The organism is Ktedonobacter robiniae (assembly GCF_016587375.1).
In the GTDB taxonomy this organism is placed as follows: domain Bacteria; phylum Chloroflexota; class Ktedonobacteria; order Ktedonobacterales; family Ktedonobacteraceae; genus Ktedonobacter; species Ktedonobacter robiniae.
Genome location: NZ_BNJG01000003.1, coordinates 1,262,496 through 1,283,730 on the forward strand (window position 1 = coordinate 1,262,496; position 21,235 = coordinate 1,283,730).

Sequence of the window (21,235 nt, forward strand, 5' to 3'; positions counted from 1 at the left end):
CATCACACGCTTTATCAAAGCATGCTATGCCTGCTCAACTGGAATTTGTGCCTCATTGAGCTCGGGCGGCGTGGCAGACCTCTTGTCGCTCTCCTGCCTCTTCTGTTTTCTTTTGCCTCGCAGGCGTGGATTGGCAATCTCGTCAATGCCAAAGTTGATAAAGGTGAGGCCCGCACCCAGCAGGGCGATACAGAGGCCCGGCGGCAGAAACCACCACCATGCACCCAGTAACAGAGCATCGTTGTTCCCAGCCCAGTAGAGCATCGTTCCCCAGCTCACAGCCGTGATATCGCCCAGACCCAGGAACTCCAGACCCGTCTCCGCAAGAATAGCGTAGATAATGGTACCCAGCAATTGCGCGGCCACAATGGCAATCTCATTAGGCAAGATCTCATAAAAAATAATGCGCCAGTCGCTCTCACCACTGGCACGCGCTGATTCTATACACTCACGACTGCGCATCGAGAGCGTCTGAGCGCGCAGGACACGTGCTCCCCAGGACCAGCCGGTAACCGTGAGCACGATAACGATGGTCAATGGCCCTTTATAGGCAATAAAAGCCGCCAGCAGGATCGCCAGGGGCAGGGTAGGGAGCACGAGAAAGATATTCGTGATCATTGAGAGAATTTCATCTACCCAACCACCATAATAGCCTGAGGCCAGGCCAATCCCAATAGAAATAAGCATGGTCATAACGCCAATAGCTATGCCCATGAAGACGGAGATACGCGTCCCGACAATCACCTGTGCCAACACATCCTGTCCTGTCTGGGTTGTACCCAGCCAGTGGGAGGCTGAAGGCGGTGCCAGGCGATCCGGGCTAAAGGCATTGGGATCCTGCGCCACAATGAGAGGTCCCACAATCGCCAGGAGTAAGAAGAAACCCAACACAATCAGGCCAAAACTTACCTTGCGATTCTGCGTCAGAAGGCGCCAGAGGTCACTCAAGCGCAAGCTTCGAGCCGAGGGTCCGGTCGCTGTTTCACTCGTTGTTACCTGCATATACATTTCCCTCTCTAGCTTCTACTTATGCGCACACGCGGGTCGAGCACAACATAGAGCGCATCCGCCATGAGATTCGCCGCCAGCACGGCAACCGTAATTACCAGGAAAATTCCCTGCAAGAGCGCGTAATCCAGGTTATCCACCGCCTGCAAGATGGCAAAGCCAATCCCAGGATAGGAGAAGACAATCTCGGTCAAGAGCGAGCCGCTAACGACAAATCCCAGCGAGAGCGCAAAGGCAGTAATATTGGGTAGAATGGCGTTGCGGGCGGCATAAGAGAACATGACCCGCCAGGGCGAGAGACCTTTGGCCTCCGCCATCAGCACGTAGTCCTCGGCCAGCGTCGTAACCATGGCATTACGCATACCTAGCAGCCAGCCCGCCAGCGAGCCAATAATAATCGTCAAGGCGGGAAGAACGGCGTACCAGGCCGCACTCAGGATAAAATCGAGGTTCCAGCCTGGATCGGCTACGTCCGAGTCATAGCCGCCATGAATGGGAAACCAGTTCAGCTGAGAGCCAAGCACATAGAGCAGCACCAGTGCTAGCCAGAAATAGGGGATTGCCGAGATAAAAGTAAAGAAGGGCGAGAGTACCACGTCCATCAGCGAGCCACGCCGCCAAACAACGATGATGCCCAGTAATGTACCAATAATAAAGCTGATAACGAGGGCCGTCCCCACCAGGACCAGCGTCCAGGGCAACTCTTGCATGATTACCTCAGAGACTGGAGTCGGCAGGTAAGTAATGGACGTCCCTAGATTTCCATGCATCAGATTGTTTATGTATTGTCCATACTGCGACCAGAGCGAGTCATGGTTGACGCCCAGAGAGATCTCCAATGCGTGCTGGGCCTGCGGCGACAACTTACCACGCATGCGTGACATCATAGCGCTGGCTGGATTGCCTGGCGAGAGATGTGGAATGAGAAAATTGAGCGTGACTGATGCCCACAGGGCCAGGATGTAGAAGATAATACGGCGAAGCATATGGCGCATGCCTGCCTCCTTCTAGATGAAAAAATCACTGTACAAAAAGCCTTGTCACATGCAGAGAACACTACCAATAGGGGACCGGGCTGAGCGGCCATCAGCGACCCAACCCGGTGTATAAACGCTATGTTGATATAGCGTCCATAAGCTCGAAATGCCTACTCAACCGGGTGCAGGTTAAGCACAACATACTCGATATCTGGATAGGTGGCCGTGCCAGGAGCCGCATAGGGATGCTGCGCGTCCGGCCAGCCCGTGAACTTCTTAGTACTGTATTGATACCAGTACGGCTCATTGGTCAGGGGAATGCTGGGCAGTTGCTCGACCATGATCTTCTGCAAGGCCTGAATGGCCTGTTTCTGCGCGTTGGGATCGGTCGATGAGGCATATTGATCCAGCAATTTATCCGTATTGGGATCGTTCCAGCGCTCATAGTTCGAGGGTGCGGCCTGGCCATTGGGCGCGCTATTAGTGCTCCTGAGCAAACCATCAAAGATGTAGTAGGGCGTCGGGCCGGGATTGGTCCAGAGCATCGCCAGGTCATAGTTGCCCTTCTGCAAGGCATCGTAGTATGCATCAAAGGCGATGGTATTGACCGTCACCTTAATGCCGATAGCCTGCAAATCACTCGCTATAAGCTGACAATCGGTAATCCAATCGGTATAGCCGCTGACGACATTGAGGTTGAAGGTCAGCTTCTTCCCCTGTTTGTCGGCATATATGCCGTCTCCACCCTTGCTAAAGCCCGCGCTCTCCAATAACTGTTGCGCCTTCGCAGCATCCACCGAAAAGGACAGCCCGCCATACTCAGGCGCCGTATAGTCTTTATTGGCGGGAAGGATCAGCGTCGGACTGGCGGCAGGTTCATAGCCACTCTCGCCAACCTTATTCAACTGGTCGCGATTGATAGCATCGCTGATCGCCTGGCGCACCGGGAGCTGGTTGAAGGGATACTTTGTGATGTTCATGAAGAGCATGACCACGTCACTGGAGGGGAACCAGTAATGATTATGCACTGGATCGAGCTTGATGTATGTTTTCTCAATATCGGGAATATAGAGATTGGTCCAGTCGATCTCGCCCTTTTGAAGAGCCAGTTCAGCACTGGTATTGGAGTTATAGGCTGGAATCTTTAGTTCGCTTACCTCGGGTTTACCAGGTTGCCAGAACTTGGAATTCTTGCTCAGGGTCACCAACTGAGGTGTGAAGGATTTCAGCACAAAGGGACCGGTGCCAACGGGATTGGGATCGGCATACTGTGACGGATCTCCCTTCACAGCAGACCAGACATGCTTGGGTAGAATATAGGTCTGTCCGCCTAGATACCAGATAATGGGATAGTAGGGAGCGTTCAAAGTCACCTTCACGGTGCTACTATCGGGCGCGACAACGTCTTTGAAGCGAGACGAGATACCACTGACATCAATCGAGGGGTTCTGCTTAATCAGATTGAGGGTAAATACGACATCGTCGCTAGTAAAGGGCTGACCATCCGACCACTTTACATCTTTGCGCAGGTGGAAGGTAATGCTCGTAGCATCGCTGGCAAGGTCATAGCTCTGGGCCAGCCAGGGTTTGATGTCGCCATTGAGGCGATTAAAATACAACAACGTCTCATAGATCATACCCGGTGTGCCGCTGATCACGCTGGATGAGTAAGGGTTGAAGTTCCGTGTGTAATCTCCTCCGGCATTCGCTAACATCGTCAAGGATGTGCTTTTATTGCTTTTGCTTGTAGTGCTACCACCACAAGCAACAAACAAGAGAGAGAGCAGCATGAGCAGAGAGAGGCATACCATCGTGGTTCTGCTCTTGCGCGTCAGCAAATTAGTGTGTGCCACCAGACACCTCCTGAAGCGACTGAGAAATACGCTCAGCTAAACAGAGTAGACAAAACGCCAATGAACCTCTTGCGCTATATTAATGATGAAATAACTATGTATCATTTTTACGCTCTTGTCAATATTAACCCTTCTCAAATATAATAATATACATAGCACCGTACCGCTTCCAAAGCCATTTTATTTAAAACATGAAATCTGCTACATTCACTTCTGCTATCCATGATAAAAATATGTTTTGGGCTCAAATAGCAAAACACTATGTTCATGCATTGACTTTGAGGTGAAATTTGCTTATCATACTTTCATGAACTTATTGCGCATCATTTTTGCCGGAAAGTAGGAGAATGTGACAAGCTCAGTAACCGCCAGGGATGTCGCTAAACTGGCTGAAGTGTCCGTGGGAACCGTATCACGGGTCTTCAACAACCACAGCAACGTCAGTGAAGAGATTCGGCAACGTGTCCTCAAGGTAGCGGCCGAACTGGGCTACTACCGGAACATGGGGGGACAGGCAATCTTACCGCGTACACAAAACAGGATATTGAAAGAGGTAGGCTTTCTCTATTGCTCAAGCATTGAGCCAACTCCTGCCACGATGGACCCCTACTGGGCGCCGATATTTCACGGCGTTGAAAGCGCTTCCCGGCCCTCAAATATTAAAATCACCTACCGCACCATCACCGATATTTACCTCAACCCGGCTCTGCTGACAACCGTTCTGTATGAGATGCGCCTGGGAGGTATCATCCTGGTTGGGCAAGCCAATGCTCAGACCATCGCGGCCATTCATGCCACACATACACCGGTTGTCCAGGTGGACAATTATGTCGCAGATCTGCCCACACCAATTGATACGATCCTGCCTGATAATCTCCAGGGTGCCCGGCTGGCTATGGATCATCTCTTTGAACGGGGACACCAGCAGATTGCTTTTATTGGCGGCCCAACACTTCCCGGACCCGCGCCTGCACAACAAATTTACTCCATTCAACAACGCTGGATGTGCTACTGTATGGCCTTCCTCGACCGTAACTTGCCCATCAACTTTGATCTCGTGGAGGCTGGTAATCTTACGATGGAGGGAGGGTATGCGGCCTGCAAACGCTTACTCAAGCGTGAGGTCACCTTCAGTGCGATCTTCTGTGCAGACGATATTACGGCCATTGGCGCGATGAAAGCCCTACGCGAGGCTGGCTGCCGTATACCAGGCGATGTCTCACTGATTGGCTTCGATGACATTGAGCTTGGACAACACGTCACCCCAGCTCTCACAACAATCCGCGTCGATACTACTACGATGGGAACCACCGCCCTACATACGTTAATCGAACGGGCAAATAATCCCGAGGCCCCCTATATAACCCGGCTGATAGGCACAGAACTGGTGATACGAGAATCGGTGGCTCCGCCTCAGCACTCACGCTGAACAATGTAGTATGCTATGCAAGAAGGATCCATTTTATTTCTCGTCAGAAGGAGTAGAACATGTCATTACTCGACCTCTCGCCCGACCAGCTACTCACCACCACGCGCTCAGTACGTAAGCGGCTCGACTTTTCACGCCCCATTGAGCCAGAGATTCTGCAAGAATGCCTGGAGATCGCGCTCCAAGCGCCAACTGGCAGCAATATGCAGTCCTGGCACTTCGTTATGGTAGATGATGCGCAGAAGAAGGCCGCCCTGGCAGAGCTTTATCGCCGCAGCTACAAGGACTACCGCCAGGCCACTGCCGCCACGTCAGGTACGGCCTTCGCTAATAATCCCGAGCGCGGTCGTGTGCAGGAACGTGTCGGCAACTCGGCGGACTACCTGGCCGAGCATATGCACGAGGTTCCCGTCATGCTCATCCCCTGCTTCCGTGGCCGCACCGAAAACTTGCCGAGCGGCATTCAGGCCAGCATCTGGGGTTCCATCCTGCCCGCCGCCTGGAGCTTTATGCTCGCCGCGCGCGCCCGTGGCCTGGGCAGCGCCTGGACCACCCTCCACCTTACCTATGAGAAAGAGGCCGCCGACATCCTCGATATCCCCTACAACAAAATCACCCAGGCCGCACTCTTACCCGTCGCCTATACCCTCGGCACCGACTTTAAGCCCGCCCCCCGCGAGCCGCTAAGCAAAATCCTGCACTGGAACCAGTGGTAAGCTCTAGAATATGAGAAAAGAAGTAGCTCTCAGTACATAGGGGCATATAGCCCCTATGTACTGAGAGCTACTTCTTTTCTCATACTTAATCGTTCGTTGATTATCTTCGCTAGCGCGGTGATGGGCACACGCAGCATTTTGCCGCTGGTGGCTACTACATAGGCGCTTTGGGCTGGCGGGATGCGATAGCGTCTGTAAAGCTCTTCGACCTGGTAGCGCAATTCACATATCTGCTCCCAGCGGAGCGCGGCCTCTACCCTCTCGCGCCCCCTGAGCAAGAGAAAGCCCTCCGCGCAGATATAGGCTCGCTCCTGCATGACCAGGCGATTGATCACATTCATCAGCAGAACGCCTGCGCTCACAACAAGTAGCGCCCCCAGCACCAGCAGAAATATGTAGCTCCAGTGCGAGCGCGCCCACAACTCCAAATCAATCACACTTCCATCACACTCAAAAACCGCGTCGAAGCGCCTAAAAGGTCCCAGCACGTAGAGACTGCCCTGGTGGTCACCAAAATAATAAAATAGCAACGGGCTGGTATATAGGACAAGCTGATACCCGCCATAGAGAGCGGGCAACGCAAATAACAGGCTTAGAAGCGTTCGACGCACGCCTCCGCGCCGGAAGCAAAGCTGAGGCACACCCAGGCGATACTTCTCCGCCAGGCGATAGGCCTCCAATGGCAATGGTCGCACCACTATTGCCTCCTCAAAAAATAAAACACTTACACATACACTGAATAAGCTCTTGTGTACAAGATACTATAACATGAAATGAGGTATGTGTGGTGATCTCTGGCGCAGCCAAGCCACTACACATATCTTACTTGGTAACACTGTAGGTGCGAAAATCCCTCTGGGAAGGATTTCGTCCTTCTTTGTGCGCTATAATAACAGGCATCTATTTCGTATTTATGAGATATACACGAGAGGATTTTTCTATGTCTATAGAGCAGATTCAAGAGCGGCTCGCGTCGGTGCAGCCACTCGATAAAGAGGCCATGCAACAGGCTGCGCAGCACCAGCAACAGCTTACTAAGCCAGCGGGGAGCCTTGGTCGCCTCGAAGAGATCGCCGTGCGCCTGGCTGGCATTCAGGGTACACCTCTACCACACATCCAGCAGAAGAGCGTGATCGTGATGGCAGGCGACCACGGGGTAACGCGTGAGGGCGTCAGCGCCTATCCCGCCGAGGTGACGCCTCAGATGGTGTTAAACTTTCTCGCTGGGGGCGCGGCCATCAATGCCTTGGCGCGTCAGGCCCAGGCCGAGGTCGTCATTGTCGATATCGGCGTGGCCGCTCCCCTGACACATCCTCAACTTATTTCGCGCAAGGTAGCCCCGGGCAGTGCCAATATGGCCGAGGGGCCTGCCCTGACCCGTGAGCAACTATTTGAGGCCTTTCAGGTAGGCTTTGAGGTCCTGGATGTCACCGTTGAGAAGGGTTGCGATCTCATCGCGATTGGCGAGATGGGCATCGGTAATACTACCGCCGCCAGTGCTATCAGTGCCACGCTCCTGCGCCTGCCTGTTGATACCCTCACCGGTCATGGCACTGGTATCAGCGCCGAACAGCGCCAGCACAAGGTTCGCGTGCTCGAGCGCGCGCTTGAACTTAACCAGCCTGATCCCAACGATGCTCTGGATGTTCTGGCTAAGGTTGGCGGCCTGGAGATCGCGGGCCTTACCGGCGTTATTATTGCCGCCGCCGCGCGCCGCATTCCCGTCTTGATCGATGGCTTTATCTCTAGCTCGGCCGCTCTTGCCGCCTGCGCGCTCAATCCCGCTATCCGCAACTATCTTTTTGCCGGTCACACCTCGGTTGAACCCGGCCACCGCCTGATCCTTGAGTATCTTCAGCTTCAACCCCTCCTCAATCTAAATATGCGCCTCGGCGAGGGCACGGGCGCGGTGCTCGCCATGCACATCCTCGAGGCCGCGCTCCACACCCATAACGAGATGGCCACCTTCGCCCAGGCCGGCGTCTCCGAAAAAGAAGAGGGATAAGATATTGGTATAGTTGGCGGGCAACTGCCCGCCAACTATACCAATATCTTGCCTACTCAGGACTTCTCGCCACTACGTGGCTCGCAGGGGTATGGGATGGTGGCGTGGAAGTGCCTCTGGCACTTCCACGCCACCATCCCATACCCCTGCGAAGCGTCGCAGACGCTGAGAAAACCTCGTAAGGAGAGGAGTTGAGGAGTTACACAATATCTTATCAGCGTATTTAAAATGTACAAAGTATTATAAAACGCAACTAATTCGCAACCAGACCGTAACTTCAAGCTATTGCCTGAATAGCACCTTTCGCCAATAATGGGGAGCAATTGGACGAAAGGATCAAAGTAATGCGTATTTTTCGGCATCGCCTGACTCTCCCGGCACTCGTAGCCCTACTTGTGTTCGGAGTGGTCATCGTGTTCGCACCAACCTTTATCTCCCGCGCGGAGTTCCGCCAGAGCGAGGATAATTATATCGTCGTCTTCCAACCCAAACTTCGTATTGATACCCAACAGCTTCTCAATCATGGTCATAAAATTCTGCGTGACCTGAGCAAGGCGAATATGCTGGTTGTACGCTCAAGTAACCGGGATGACCTGGCCGCGCTACCCGGAGTAAAGAGCATCGCTCGCGACACCTTTACTCTGGCCATGCCAGACGAGAAACCCACCACCTTTACGCGTAACGAATCTCTATCTAGCACCGACAGCTCAACTACTTCTCAAGGGTGCGCGACCACACAGAAAGCCTGCCCCCTCCAGTGGGACCTGGCCCTCATGAATATTCCCCAGGCCTGGCAGAAAACACAGGGCTCAGCCAAAGTGCGTGTCGCCAATCTCGACACAGGCCTGCTCTCAACTCACGAGGCCGTAGGCATGAACTATGACCACGATCATAGCCGCTCCTTTGTTGAGGCCTCTTCCTCTTGTAACAAGACCGATGATCCCAGCAGCCTGGAAGACTTCGACGGACACGGTACCTGGACCGCCACGCATATCGCGGGCAAGGATGGTCCCCAGATCAGTGGTATCGCGCCCAGTACGACGCTTATCAACGTTCGTGTACTCAACGCCTGCGGCAGCGGCGCGTTAAGCTGGCTGCTCGATGGCATGTATTACGCTAATAGCGTCGGCGCCCAGATCATCAATATGTCTATGGGAACCTACATCTGCGCTGATGGCGTTATCCCCGGCTCCGCTCGCTGTGGCAACCAGGAAGACGTCGGCAACGATGAGGCCATCTGGGATGCCTTCGCACGCATGGTTGACTATCTCAAGCAGAACGGTACCACCGTCATTGCCGCCGCTGGTAATGATCACGTCCAGCTCGACCAGAATGGGCGCGTTATCAGTGCTGGCAGTCTCCCCAGTGGTGATGGTGGGACCACTGCCGACCTGCGTGGCACACGCATGGTTCCCGCAGGCGTTCCAGGAGTCGTGGCCGTGAGTGCGGTCAATCGCGCTACAGGAACGGGCGATACCAGCACGACCAAATACGGTCAGTATGGCTCCTCAAAACGTGAACAGCTTGCCTACTACAGCAACTATGGGCCTCGCATAGACCTCTCGGCTCCCGGTGGGGCACGCAACTACAATGTTCCCGCAAGCGACTGCATCTCCAAAGAGTGCAGCCGCCTGGAGGCCAGCTCCTCGCTTATTGGTGCCAGCGACAACCCCGGTGTCTTCGGTGCCTATGGAACCGATAGCAATGGGCAGAGCTGCAATAACTGCTATGCCTACCTGCAAGGAACCTCAACCGCCGCGCCCCAGGTGGCTGGTGTAGCCGCGCTGGCCCTGGCAGCCCATCCCGATATGACGCCTACCGAGCTGGCCTCATGGTTACATCAATCAGTGAGCAAGTTCACCGATCCTAACGCGACTCCGCCCTTGCCTACAGATTCCAATAGCACCTACTACAGCGCGACCCTGGACTACAAGGCCTCGCCCATCTCCAACACCGAAATGGGGACCGGTATCATCGACGCCGCCAGCGCCGTCAATACCAGCGATCAATATCAGCCCCAATATCAGCCTCAGAACCAGGGCCAGGATCAATCGCAAAACCAATCCACCAATCAACAGCAGCAGAACCAGGCACCAGATCAGGGGCAGGACACACCTTCTTCGCCCCCGCCAGCAACGCTGCCCCAGGGCCAACTGCCGAACACACCCCAGTCCCAGTTTCCGTGACGAATGTAGCATCGGCCCGACGCAACTAAAATACGCGTCTATATATCATGGTACGAGGTGCTCCGTACCATGATATATAGACGCGTATTTTAGTTGCGTCACCCCACTACTGTTCGCGCCAGGCGAGGCCCTCGCGCCATATGAGCAATTCAAAGGAGTCAGGTAGCTCACTCCAGGTTTGTACTTCCGCGCGCATCGCCTCTAATTCGTCGCTACTCATGCCCTGCTCTTTTAAGGTTATAAGAATATCCGGGCCACATCATTTTCGCTATTCATCACACTACTAACTTACTATATGGCCTGCTGAACACGCATAGCTGTGATAAAATACGAGAGAAATAGAGATATAAAACGCGATTTGAACGTATATGAACTCTCATCAATGCCTTGAAGTTATGTGAAATGAGTTTACTGTATATGCATAAACGTCAATTTCTCAAAGTGGCTGGCGGGACTGTCGCTGGCACTGTCCTTCTCGGGACGGGTACCTCCTTCTACAGCACGCATATTGAGCCAGCAAATATAGATTGTACTCAGCTCTCACTCCGCTTACCACGCCTATCTCCCGCCTTCCATGGCTATCGCATCGCTCAACTCAGCGACATTCACATCGACGATACCTGGATGGATTTTAAACGTCTGAGCGATATCGTCAAACAGGTGAATGCGCAACATCCCGACCTGATCGTGATCACTGGCGATTTTGTCACGCGCTACTATCCCTGGGCAGCGCGTCCCCTGGCGGCTCTGGGAGATCTGCACGCCCGTGACGGCATCTTCTCCATCTATGGCAACCATGATGCCTGGAGTGGCACAGACTGGCTTGGCGCTCTCATCAAACCGCTTGGCATCAACGATCTCACCAACGAGTTTCACACTATCAAGCGCGAGAATGGCGCGATGCTGCATATCGTTGGCATCGAGGATCTCTGGCCAGATCCCTCATACATCAACTCGGTCTGGGAGTACAGCGATACCATCGCGGGCCTGGTCAAGCGCCTTCCTTCGGAAGGGTCCGCCATCCTGCTCGCGCATGAGCCGGACTTTGCCGATGTCGCCACGAAAACGGAACGCTTCGATCTCCAGCTCTCCGGCCATACCCATGGCGGGCAGGTGCGTATTCCTCTTGTCGGCACTCCCAGAACGCCGCCCCTGGGACACAAGTACGTCTCTGGCCTCTACTCGGTTGGCTCCATGCTCCAGTACACCAATCGTGGCCTGGGCATGGTCAAGCCCCAGGTACGCTTCGACTGCCGCCCCGAGATCACAATCATAGAGTGCCAGGCCTTGTAGCGATTTAGGAGAAAAGCGCCTTGAACTCCGTGCCTGAGAGAGCCTCGGCATGCAGGCTCTCATAGGTGCCATGCTCAAGCAACTCACGCGCAATTGTGCGCATATGCCCGAGTATTGAGAGCATCAACCTGCCGGCAAGGCTAACGCGGGCAACTCCGAGTTGCGCAAGCACTGGAAGTGGGAGGTCAGGAGAGCTACCAAGAATGTTGATGGGTCCATCGATGGCCCTGACAAGATCAGCAATCGTGGAGCGCTCAAGGAAGCCAATAGGATAGACACAATCGGCACCCGCTTGCAGATAGGCATTAGCTCTCTGAACGGCATGCTCAAAGCGGCTCTCTGGCTCACCAATAGCGAGTAAGAACACATCGACACGCGCGTTGACGACGAAGGGCACGCCCAGTGACTTCGCTAATTCACGCAGCGCCTGTATCAATTCAACCTGGTAAGCAATATCGACCAGCGTGTTTTCCTGGTGCTTGAGCGAATCTTCGATATTGATACCTACAACGCCAGTCTCAATCACCGCTTTGACGGTTTGCAGTACCTCGTCAATGGAGTTTCCATACCCCGCCTCGATATCCGCTGTAACCGGGCAATCGACCACACGTGTGATCCGCGCAAGCGCTTCTATCAGCATATCTCGGCTAATGTGCTGACCATCACTATAGCCCAGGGCAGTGGCAACTCCAGAGCTAGTGGTGGCAATAGCAGGGAAACCTGCCTGCTCGATAATTCGCGCACTCGCAGCATCCCAGACGTTTGGCAAGACCAGCAGAGGCGCATCGTGATGCAACTGGCGAAATTGTGTCGCTCTCTCTTGTTGTTTCTGATAATTCATAGATAGAACTCCCTCTATGCTCTCGCACAATATTAACAGGCTCTTTTCTCATCACTGTAGAGTAATACTGGCCTTAATACAAGGGCCGATTTTCACAATGCTTATAGGGCCATTATTATGTGAAGCGGCTTCTGCCTCTGCGCCTGTTCAATTACGACGTTTTAGTTTTCGCATGAAGCACTGATGTGATAATATGGAAGACAATAAATATTCTTCCTCAGAAACGCAGGGAAGCCACATCATACCTTGCGTTTCGCTTTACTTTAAGCCGTTCAATTCGACCTCGTACACTTCCTCAATGCTGCGGAAGGGTCATTAATATATCTCTATCTACAGAAGGGGGATCTCTAGTGCAAGAGGCTGTGATATCGCCGCTTCCCACCTGGCAAAACTTTTACGTCATCGTCGGTTCCTCTGCCGCCGCGCTGACTGGACTGATGTTCATAGTCATCACCTTGATCGCAGGGCTTCGGGGTAGAAGATCAGGCGAGGCTATCGCGGCATTTAGCACGCCAAATGTCGTGCATTTCTGTGCTGCACTCTTTATTGCCGCGACAATGACTGCTCCCTGGCAGGCGCTCTGGAACATGAGCTTCCCGCTTGGTCTCGCCGGTGTGGCAGGGATGATATACATCATAATCATCGTACGACGAACGCGCCGTCAAAACGACTATCAACCAGTTATGGAAGACTGGATCTTCCATACCATCCTACCGCTCGCCGCGTATACCGCACTCCTAGTCGCCGCCATAGTGCTGCCAACATACCCGGTGCCCACCCTGTTCGTCATCGGCGCGATGACGGTCCTGCTCATCTTCATCGGTATCCACAACGCCTGGGACAACATCACCTATATTGTCCTCACCCAGTTCAACCAATCAGAAGAAGAGAAGTAGCCGCGTACGCCAGTAGCGGGCGAGGAGGCCGCTACTGGCGTACGCGGCTACTGTGATTTCTAGCCACTATGCCAACACCCCTTAACCATGCGCAAAAGATGCAACCTTTGTGGGGCTTTCTGGTATCTACCCATAGATGACAATTTCTTTCTGTGAAGGACGGATATGGAAGAGAGCGAGCAGGAACTACTGGCGCTGTTGGCAAGCGATCTACACGGCAATTTTTTGCACGTGGTGGAGCATTACCAGCATCGCCTCTATACCTTCGCCCTACGCCTGACGCGCAGCTTTCAGGATGCGGAAGATATTGTGCAGGAGGCTCTGGTGGGCGCGTATGTCTCGTTGGAGAACTATACTCCCGAGCGTATACGCGCACTCAAGCTCCAGGCCTGGCTCTATCGCGTGGTCTTTAACATCTATAGCCACTCCAGGCGCAATACACAGCTACACCTGGTGCCACTGACGGCGCTTGAGGAGCATCCCGAGCTAGACCCGGCGGACCGCGAGGAGGAACAACCCGAGCTACTCTGCACGACCTGGGAGCAGCAACGCGAGCTGGAGGACCTCGTGGCCCGACTACCAGAGCGTTATCGCGTCGCGATTACCTGCTACTACTTTGAACAGCTCAGTTATCGCGAGGTTGCCGAGCTGCTCGCTCAACCCATGGGAACCGTGAAATCAACCATCTCAAGGGGGCTACGCCTCTTGCGCGCCAGCATCGATACCCAAGAACAGGAGAGGGAGGAACAGTCATGGAGCCAGAGAACGCCCAGACACAAAAATCCGTAAGCAAACCAACGACATGGCAGTATGCCGCGCCCCCCTCGCTCCTGGCAGGTGTCCAGCAACGCCTGAACCAGCGAGAAGCCCTGCTTTCTTCCGATGTAACGAAGCGCCCTGGTGAGCAGGAGTTGCTTGAGGCTCTCCGACACCCAGCGTGGGAGATGCGTAGCGCCGCTGCGAAGGCCCTCGCAAATCATGACACATCCGCCGCTGAGGCCGCGCTTGGCGAGGCTCTGCATGATGAACATCCACTCGTGCGTGTCGCAGTCTTGCGCGCCCTGGCAGCCTTGCACCCAAACTCTTCGCTTGTGTATGAGTACATTATCCAGGCGCTTCGGGATGACAACGATGAAGTACGCGAGATAGCACTCGTCCTACTCAATAAGCAACCACGCGTAGAAAAGCTACCAGCGGTCTCACCACTGCGGCTCTTCTCCCAGCCCTGGAGCTATGCCTGGGGCCTCTTGTGGGCACAAATTCGCGTTCTTCCCAGGAGTATCTGGGCGAGTTCGGCAACAGTCCTGTTTATGATCCTGGCTTTGCTCCTGTTACGAGGCAACATGGTGCTTATTCAGGACCATGTAACGCGCGACCTGCTGGCGATCAGCATTACTGCCGCCTCTGTAATCAATATGGCCTATGTCTATGGGCGCGCGCACGATCCAGGCCTGGAGTTCGCCCTAGCGACCCCCACTTCGCCACGCCTGATCCTGCTCTGCCGCATGCTGTTGGTGACAGGCTATAATCTCACCCTGGCTGTAACCTTCTCGGCGCTGCTCGTCCTGCTCAACGGCGGTACGCTCTGGAGCATCATTCAGCTCTGGCTTGGCCCCCTGCTACTGCTGTCGGCGGCCAGCCTGGCCATCTCGATGTTGCTAGGTTCCCTGGTGGCCATTATCACCACCCTGGCCTTTGAGCTGACCCAGATGCTCACAATACAGGTTCATGAGGGCATCCCACATCTAAATATGGCGCTCTCAGATCTCTGGCAAACTCAGCCTGCTGTGCTCCTGATAGCGACCCTGTTACTCATCTTTGCCTTGCTCTATACACCCAAGAATATGCGTTTCGCCTGATCTCTTAACCTAAAAAGCTTTTAACACAACCTTACTCAAGACAGATTCAACTATATATGAAAATGGAGTTCCCGATGTCTCTTGATCGACTGCGCTATGAATTGAAGCTCATGGGAGGGAAGGTTACGCTCACTCCCATTGTGAGCATGCTCAGCTTTGGCCTGCTCTCGCTGCTACTCATCTACCTGCGCAATAATGATGTCCTTCCGCGCTTCCTGATGGGCGGACTGGAGATGATTCTCCCCCTGGCAGCAGGCATCATTACCGTGATGCTTACGAGCTATGACCAGGCCATTGAGATCCAGCTTACGGTGCCTCGCCTCTACCATCTGACGGTGCTTCGTCGCCTGCTGCTACTGCTCGGCTGGTGCATACTGGTCGGACTGTTTACCAGCTTAATCATCGCTACAGTCAATCTCAGCCTGCTCCATCTCGATCTGGGCAGTTGGCCGTTGGTACTCAGCTTCCTCCTGGCGCAACTGGGTTGGGTCGCGCCATTGGCCTGGTTCGTCTGTGCGGGCTTCTGCCTGGGCGCACTCCTGCGCAATTGGGTCGCGGGCACAACTGTCCTGAGTGCCATCTGGCTTTTGGAGATCGTCTTCAAGGACTATCTGAAGGCGACAGACTGGCTGCACTCGATCTTCTTCTTCGCGACGACGCTTACGCCCATTGAACTGGTGACTGCAAGCACATTTGGAGCCTGGCTGACTGCGCGCTGGCAGATGTGCGCCATTGCGGCGGCGCTCCTCTTCATTGGCTGGCTGCTCACGCATAATACTGAGGCTGTGTTGAAAAGTTCAAGTGAGGCATAAAACTATGAAACAGTTTGCAAGCTTCCTGGGTGCGTTCAGCTACGAGTTCCGCATGCAGATTCGTCGACCAGCGCTCTGGATTACGATGACGATTATTATCATCCTCATCCTCGCCTCGACAGGCCGCAGTACATTTCTCGTTTCCTATGCACAACATGTCAATAAGCAGTCTGCGGCCTCGGCACTGGTGGTATGGATGGACTTTCTCAGCATCCTGCTTCCCATTGGTATCGGGCTGATGATGGCAGATCGCCTCTATCGTGACCGCAAGACGCAGGTGGAAGAACTCTTTACCTCTCTACCCAATGCGCTGTCTTCGCGCTTGCTTGGTAAATACCTGGGCGGCCTGGGAGCCGCCGCACTCCCTTTGTTCACCATCTATATGCTTGGCGTTCTCTATATCCTGTTTCAAACCAGCGACTGGCTGGTACTTCCCCAGGCGGTGGCCGTCTTCGCCCTGGTCAGTCTGCCGGGCCTGCTCTTCATTAGCGCGTTCTCGCTGGCTTGCCCACGTGTGATATGGGTGCCGCTCTACCAGTTCCTCTTCGTTGGCTACTGGTTCTGGGGCAATCTCTTGCACAATCCCCAGATCCCCTCCCTGAGCTATACGCTGCTCACACCCATAGGCGATAATCTTAGCCGTGCCTTCTTTCCCGGCCGCGATCAGCTCTTCATTTCATCCAACCCCACCCCTCTAGTAAATGGCTTTATAAGCCTGGGTCTGCTCGTGGGCCTCGCGGCCCTGGTCCTAATCGTCCTTGTAGCGCTCATGAAGTGGCAACAGGCACAGCAATAGTTTAAGGAGAATAATTATCATGCAGATAGAAATTCAGCATCTAACCAAGGTCTATCGCGGAGGCGTACATGCCCTTCAGGATCTAAACCTGACTATTCCCAGCGGGATGTTTGGCCTGCTTGGCCCCAATGGCGCGGGCAAGACTACGCTTATGCGCATCCTGGCGGGCATTCTGCCAGCTACTGAGGGCACAATTCGCGTTGGTAGCTATGATGGCACTACTGAGCGTGGGCGCACAGCCATCAAACGCGTCCTGGGCTACCTGCCCCAGGACCTGGGGATGTATCCCGATCTCTCGGCCTATGAGTTCCTGGACTACATCGGCATCCTCAAGGGCCTCGACGAGCGCCAGCAACGCCAGCAACGCGTCAACGAGCTACTGGAAACCGTGGCGCTCAGTGATGTCGCCCGCCGCAAGCTCAAGACCTTCTCCGGTGGCATGAAACGCCGCGTGGGCATCGCGCAAGCCCTGCTCAATGATCCCCAGCTCCTCATCGTCGACGAGCCGACCGCGGGCCTCGATCCTGAAGAGCGCATCCGCTTCCGCAACCTGCTCTCAGACCTGGCGGGCGAGCGCACCGTGCTCCTCTCCACACATATTATCGAGGATATAGCCCAGACCTGCCAGCAACTGGCCCTGATGAAGAATGGCCACGTCCTCTTCCAGGGCACAATCATGAGCATGCTCGAGGAGACACATGGCAAGGTCTGGCAGGTCATCACTCCAGGCCAGAAGCCCGAGGGCAACTTTACCGTTGTCTCAACCCTCAACATGGGCAACAGCGTCCAGTACCGCATTGTGGGCGAGAAGCCCTCCAGCCCCGACACCATAGCTCTCGATCCCAGCCTGGAAGACAGCTACGTCTGGTTTATGCGCGACTCCCGACGCACGCCTGTTCCCGCCAGGTAGACACTTGTTACTATGGTGATGAGATGTGCTTCCGGGTTGCTTGAAGCAACCCGGAAGCACATCTCATCACCATAGGATTTCTGTAGCTTGCTTCACAATTCTTGTCTATGCTTGCCTGCTATAATCTGATCAGTCGCAAGGATAAGATAAGAGTGTGAAAGAGAGCATTTGCATTGACAAAAGAACATATATATGAGAAGGATACGCAACCCGTATCCTTCACTATAAAAAGGGCGCGCAAGCCCTTTCCCATCTTCAAGATTCTGCTTGGTCTCTGCTTTGTTGTGTTATTTCTGGCCTGGGCGATTATCCCTGCCATCCGGGGCTATACGCTTGTAGAGAATAAGCGTCACTTTGTGCCCCAGGCCACCTCAGCCGGTATTCCAGTACAGGATGTCCAGTTTCAGGCCGTAGATGGGGTGCGCCTCTCGGGCTGGCTGGCCCTGGCCTCGCCCAAGGCGCCCACGATCATTCTTGTGCATGGCTTTAAGGAGAATCGCATGGGCATGCTGCCCGATGCACGCTTCCTCTACCAGGCTGGCTATAATGTCCTGCTCTATGATAGCCGGGGCTGTGGCGCGAGCGATGGCTGGGAGATTACTCTGGGCGCACGCGAGCCAGATGATGTATTGGGAGCTGTGCGCTACCTCAAAGGGCGCTCAGACCTGCTGAACAAGCATTTTGGCCTGATGGGGAATTCGCTTGGCGCGGGAATTGTCCTACTGGCGGCGGCCCGCGAGCCAGCAATCCTGGCAACGGTGGCCGATAGCTCCTGGATCGATGAACATGCCCAGTTAGACCGTATGTATGATCTCCCGGTCGGACGCCTGACGCTGCCTCTCCTACCCTACGAGCCGGCTCTCGTCGACCAGCTTATAGGCGCAAAGTTGGCCGATACACGTCCCCTGGCGGTCATCAATCAGATCGCGCCCCGGGCCGTCTTTCTTATTCACTCCGCCGACGACCAGAACGCGACCACACCTCCCTCAGGTGAGCACCAGCTTTTCGCGGCAGCCGGGGAGCCAAAACAGGAGTGGATCGCACCCAGTGGCGGCCACACAGGCGCACTCAAGGCCCATCCCCAGGAGTACACCCAGCACGTACTCAGCTACTTCGCGCGCTATCTGTAAGGGTACGCCACCAATAATCGCTTGTGGTAAGGGAATGTGCTGAACTGGCTCCGCCAGTTCAGCACATTCCCTTACCACAAACCTCTTACTGTTTGGGCGCAGGAGGCGGCAGGACTGGGAGGGCAAAGGCCCAATCGAGCAGTGAACTGGCGTCCTTGAAGCGCTCCTCTTCATCCTTGGCATCCAGGACGGCCCCCACGAGGCGATGACCTGAACTATAGGCCGAGAAGACCAGGCAGTAACCAGCCTCGCCTGTGAAGCCCGTCTTCACGCCCGTCAGGCCCGCGTAGGTGCTGAGCATGGTGTCGGTGGTCTCCCAGTCATAAGCATGATGCACGCCATTAGCAGGCAAGACATACTTTTGCAACTGCACAATCTGAGCAAAGAGGGGATTGCGCATGGCATAGCGTGTCAGCTTGACGAGATCCTCGCCTGTGGTGTAGTGGTTGGGATCGGGCTTGCCATCCTTGCCCTCATAGGTCAAGCCATCGGCGTTGATATAGTGAGTGTTCTGCAATTTGAGCTGTTTGGCATAGGCGTTCATCATGGTGACAAACTGCGTTTGGGAACCCGCGACGGAGTCGGCGATGGCGGTGGCAGCGTCGTCGCCCGAGGGCAACATCAAGGCGTAGAGCAGGTCCTTCAGGCGAATTTGATCGCCAACCACCAGTTGCGCGTTGCTCCCATTGTGAACCTTGGCCTCGTCAATAGCATCCTGTTTGATGGTAACAACCTGGTTCAAGTCGGCCTTGTCGATGGTCAAAATAGCGGTCATGATCTTGGTTGTGCTCGCCATGGGTACGCGCTCGCGACCTTTGACGTTGACCAGCACATTGCCGGTATCGTCATCTACCAGATAGGCGATCTTGCTGCCTATAGCGGGCGGCGTGCCGCGAACCGTGAGCACGGGCCGCGGCGTGGGGGTCGGCGTGGGTGGCGAAAACAGGTTAGTAACCGTGCCGCCTACCGGAGTGAAGAGGGCCACTGGAATACTAATAATGATTAAGAGCGCCAGGCATAAGAGGATAATTCCGAGGATTTTCCGTCCCATTATGTACTTCATCCGTCCTTTAAAAAATAATTCCTACATCATAAAACGCCAGGGGGCCAAAATTCTCTCGCTCGCTTTTGTGTACCAGGGACGCTCCTGCCAGCTCTCCTGTGTCAACTCAAAGGTATCCGAGGTATCGCACTCAAAGAGTTCGCGCATCTGAAGGGCCAGTTCTTCGCTGTAGATCTCGACATTGATCTCATAATTACCGATAGAACTCAGGCGGTCCAGGTTCGCCGTGCCAATGGTGGTCCACTGATCGTCAATCATGCAAGTCTTGGCGTGCAGCATGGCGTGGCGATAACTGAAAATGCGTATCCCCGCCTGGAGACACTCCTGAAAGTAACCATGCGAGACCCAGTCTGTCAGGATATGGTTCGAGATCCAGGGCACCAGGACGCGCACATCTACGCCTCGCCTCGCCGCCGCCTTTAAAGCTTCTAAAAGCGTATGATCGGGCACGAAATAGGCATTGGTAAGCAGAATACAGCGCTGCGCCCGGTCGATGGCATCGATGTACATGTCGCGAATTGGGAAGATCAGACGTAAAGCATTATTTCCATGCACCGTTACCAGGGGATCAAAGCCAGTCGGATAACGTCGCTTAATCATATGCCCCCGAGACTGAAAGCGATTCCAGAACTGGATAAACGAGTTGGCCAGGTATCCAGCACCTGGACCCTTGATGCACAGGTGCGTATCGCGCCACTCCGTCGCATAGAGGCTACCAATATTATAGCCTCCGATAAAACCCGTCTGACCATCGACTATCAACAGCTTGCGATGGTCCAGCGAGTAACAGCGTGGATCAAAGATATGCCAGGGACGGCGAATGGCTTTGTATTCAAGAACATGCATATTTTTGGAAAACGAGTGCTTAAATGCACGTGGCACCACGAGGTTGCCAAAGCCGTCGTAGATGACATATACCTCGACGCCCTCATCCGCCTTGCGCGCCAGGTGATCTCTGAAAGCACGCCCAACCTCGTCATCCTTCCAGATAAATGACTCGATGAAGACACATTCCTGCGCACTATCAATGGCCGCAAGCATATCGTCATATAGCTCACGCCCAAAGCTATACAGCTGCAAACGATTCTCCCCTACACGCACCTCGCCTACATGAAAGTGGGGAAAGGACTTGAGACGCTGGCGCTTATGGCGCAGCGAGGAGATTACCAGCAAGACAAAGGCGGTTGCAAGCTGGAGCAGAAATAGACCAATACCTGCTCGCTTTCCTACTTCAATAAGCGATGCCCGCCAACGCCTTAGCCTGATCTGCTTGAACAATCTCACTGGTTACCCTTCTATCAATTTCGTGAGAACCGATTTATTCGCTTGCTTCGACATATACCTGCACCTGCTCCCACTTTTTCTCTAACTATTTAACCTCTTACTTTGAGAACGTTTCAGGGGAGATAAACGCTACATAAAAGAGTAGAATCATAGTTCAGCGTCGGGCCGCCTTCAGGT

Annotated in this window: 19 protein-coding genes; 12 read left to right on the forward strand and 7 right to left on the reverse strand. The window is 54.3% G+C overall.

The window, feature by feature from the left end:
- Positions 1-24: 24 nt before the first annotated feature.
- From JMJ04_RS38055 to JMJ04_RS38065, 3 genes are all read right to left on the reverse strand, one after another.
- Entirely contained in the window at positions 25-1,002 is a 978-nt protein-coding gene (locus tag JMJ04_RS38055) for an ABC transporter permease (protein ID WP_201375572.1), read from the reverse strand.
- A 14-nt stretch (positions 1,003-1,016) separates the two neighbouring features.
- Positions 1,017-2,003, reverse strand: a complete 987-nt coding sequence (locus tag JMJ04_RS38060) for an ABC transporter permease (protein ID WP_201375573.1) — start codon at positions 2,001-2,003, stop codon at positions 1,017-1,019.
- A gap of 152 nt (positions 2,004-2,155) precedes the next feature.
- Positions 2,156-3,838 carry an ABC transporter substrate-binding protein gene (locus JMJ04_RS38065; protein WP_201375574.1) on the reverse strand — a complete coding sequence of 561 codons (1,683 nt, stop codon included), beginning with the start codon at positions 3,836-3,838 and terminating at the stop codon, positions 2,156-2,158.
- A 349-nt stretch (positions 3,839-4,187) separates the two neighbouring features.
- On the opposite strand from JMJ04_RS38065, the gene JMJ04_RS38070 reads away from it, so the two are divergent.
- Together JMJ04_RS38070 and JMJ04_RS38075 are read left to right on the forward strand one after the other, a co-directional pair.
- The gene (locus JMJ04_RS38070) at positions 4,188-5,267 is read left to right on the forward strand and encodes a LacI family DNA-binding transcriptional regulator (RefSeq protein WP_201375575.1); all 1,080 of its coding nucleotides are present in this window, start codon (positions 4,188-4,190) and stop codon (positions 5,265-5,267) included.
- A gap of 59 nt (positions 5,268-5,326) precedes the next feature.
- On the forward strand, positions 5,327-5,983 hold the full coding sequence (locus tag JMJ04_RS38075) for a nitroreductase family protein (protein WP_201375576.1): 657 nt from the start codon (positions 5,327-5,329) through the stop codon (positions 5,981-5,983).
- Between the two features lie 53 nt (positions 5,984-6,036).
- On the opposite strand, the gene JMJ04_RS38080 is transcribed toward JMJ04_RS38075, so the two are convergent.
- A complete protein-coding gene (locus JMJ04_RS38080; RefSeq protein WP_201375577.1) occupies positions 6,037-6,681 on the reverse strand; it encodes a hypothetical protein in 645 nt (214 codons plus the stop codon).
- Positions 6,682-6,929: 248 nt separating this feature from the next.
- Between JMJ04_RS38080 and cobT the strand changes: the two genes are divergently transcribed.
- The 3 genes from cobT (at position 6,930) to JMJ04_RS38095 (ending at position 11,467) form a co-directional block, all read left to right on the forward strand.
- A complete protein-coding gene (gene cobT, locus JMJ04_RS38085) occupies positions 6,930-7,988 on the forward strand; it encodes a nicotinate-nucleotide--dimethylbenzimidazole phosphoribosyltransferase (protein WP_420799568.1) in 1,059 nt (352 codons plus the stop codon).
- Between the two features lie 344 nt (positions 7,989-8,332).
- Positions 8,333-10,174 (forward strand): S8 family serine peptidase, encoded by a 1,842-nt coding sequence (locus JMJ04_RS38090; protein ID WP_201375579.1) that lies wholly within the window; start codon positions 8,333-8,335, stop codon positions 10,172-10,174.
- A 417-nt stretch (positions 10,175-10,591) separates the two neighbouring features.
- Positions 10,592-11,467: a metallophosphoesterase gene (locus tag JMJ04_RS38095; RefSeq protein WP_201375580.1), complete on the forward strand. Its 876-nt coding sequence runs from the start codon at positions 10,592-10,594 to the stop codon at positions 11,465-11,467.
- A 4-nt stretch (positions 11,468-11,471) separates the two neighbouring features.
- Here the strand turns inward: JMJ04_RS38095 and JMJ04_RS38100 are convergent, their stop codons facing one another.
- Complete coding sequence (locus JMJ04_RS38100; protein WP_201375581.1) at positions 11,472-12,308, reverse strand: isocitrate lyase/PEP mutase family protein; 837 nt, start codon at positions 12,306-12,308, stop codon at positions 11,472-11,474.
- A gap of 350 nt (positions 12,309-12,658) precedes the next feature.
- Here JMJ04_RS38100 and JMJ04_RS38105 point away from each other — a divergent pair, with 350 nt between their 5' ends.
- The 7 genes from JMJ04_RS38105 to JMJ04_RS38135 all read left to right on the forward strand — a co-directional run bounded on the left by JMJ04_RS38105 (position 12,659) and on the right by JMJ04_RS38135 (position 18,711).
- Positions 12,659-13,204 carry a hypothetical protein gene (locus JMJ04_RS38105; protein WP_201375582.1) on the forward strand — a complete coding sequence of 182 codons (546 nt, stop codon included), beginning with the start codon at positions 12,659-12,661 and terminating at the stop codon, positions 13,202-13,204.
- A gap of 165 nt (positions 13,205-13,369) precedes the next feature.
- Positions 13,370-13,993: an RNA polymerase sigma factor gene (locus JMJ04_RS38110; RefSeq protein WP_201375583.1), complete on the forward strand. Its 624-nt coding sequence runs from the start codon at positions 13,370-13,372 to the stop codon at positions 13,991-13,993.
- Positions 13,957-15,063 carry a HEAT repeat domain-containing protein gene (locus JMJ04_RS38115; RefSeq protein ID WP_201375584.1) on the forward strand — a complete coding sequence of 369 codons (1,107 nt, stop codon included), beginning with the start codon at positions 13,957-13,959 and terminating at the stop codon, positions 15,061-15,063. The genes JMJ04_RS38110 and JMJ04_RS38115 overlap by 37 nt, the downstream gene beginning before the upstream one ends.
- A gap of 74 nt (positions 15,064-15,137) precedes the next feature.
- On the forward strand, positions 15,138-15,875 hold the full coding sequence (locus JMJ04_RS38120) for a hypothetical protein (protein WP_201375585.1): 738 nt from the start codon (positions 15,138-15,140) through the stop codon (positions 15,873-15,875).
- A 4-nt stretch (positions 15,876-15,879) separates the two neighbouring features.
- Positions 15,880-16,671: a hypothetical protein gene (locus JMJ04_RS38125; RefSeq protein WP_201375586.1), complete on the forward strand. Its 792-nt coding sequence runs from the start codon at positions 15,880-15,882 to the stop codon at positions 16,669-16,671.
- Between the two features lie 19 nt (positions 16,672-16,690).
- Positions 16,691-17,581 carry an ABC transporter ATP-binding protein gene (locus tag JMJ04_RS38130; RefSeq protein ID WP_201375587.1) on the forward strand — a complete coding sequence of 297 codons (891 nt, stop codon included), beginning with the start codon at positions 16,691-16,693 and terminating at the stop codon, positions 17,579-17,581.
- 173 nt (positions 17,582-17,754) lie between these two features.
- Positions 17,755-18,711 carry an alpha/beta hydrolase gene (locus JMJ04_RS38135; RefSeq protein ID WP_201375588.1) on the forward strand — a complete coding sequence of 319 codons (957 nt, stop codon included), beginning with the start codon at positions 17,755-17,757 and terminating at the stop codon, positions 18,709-18,711.
- 85 nt (positions 18,712-18,796) lie between these two features.
- Here the strand turns inward: JMJ04_RS38135 and JMJ04_RS38140 are convergent, their stop codons facing one another.
- Entirely contained in the window at positions 18,797-19,762 is a 966-nt protein-coding gene (locus JMJ04_RS38140) for a D-alanyl-D-alanine carboxypeptidase family protein (RefSeq protein WP_201375589.1), read from the reverse strand.
- 33 nt (positions 19,763-19,795) lie between these two features.
- The gene (locus JMJ04_RS38145; protein WP_201375590.1) at positions 19,796-21,058 is read right to left on the reverse strand and encodes a phospholipase D-like domain-containing protein; all 1,263 of its coding nucleotides are present in this window, start codon (positions 21,056-21,058) and stop codon (positions 19,796-19,798) included.
- Positions 21,059-21,235 lie beyond the last annotated feature (177 nt).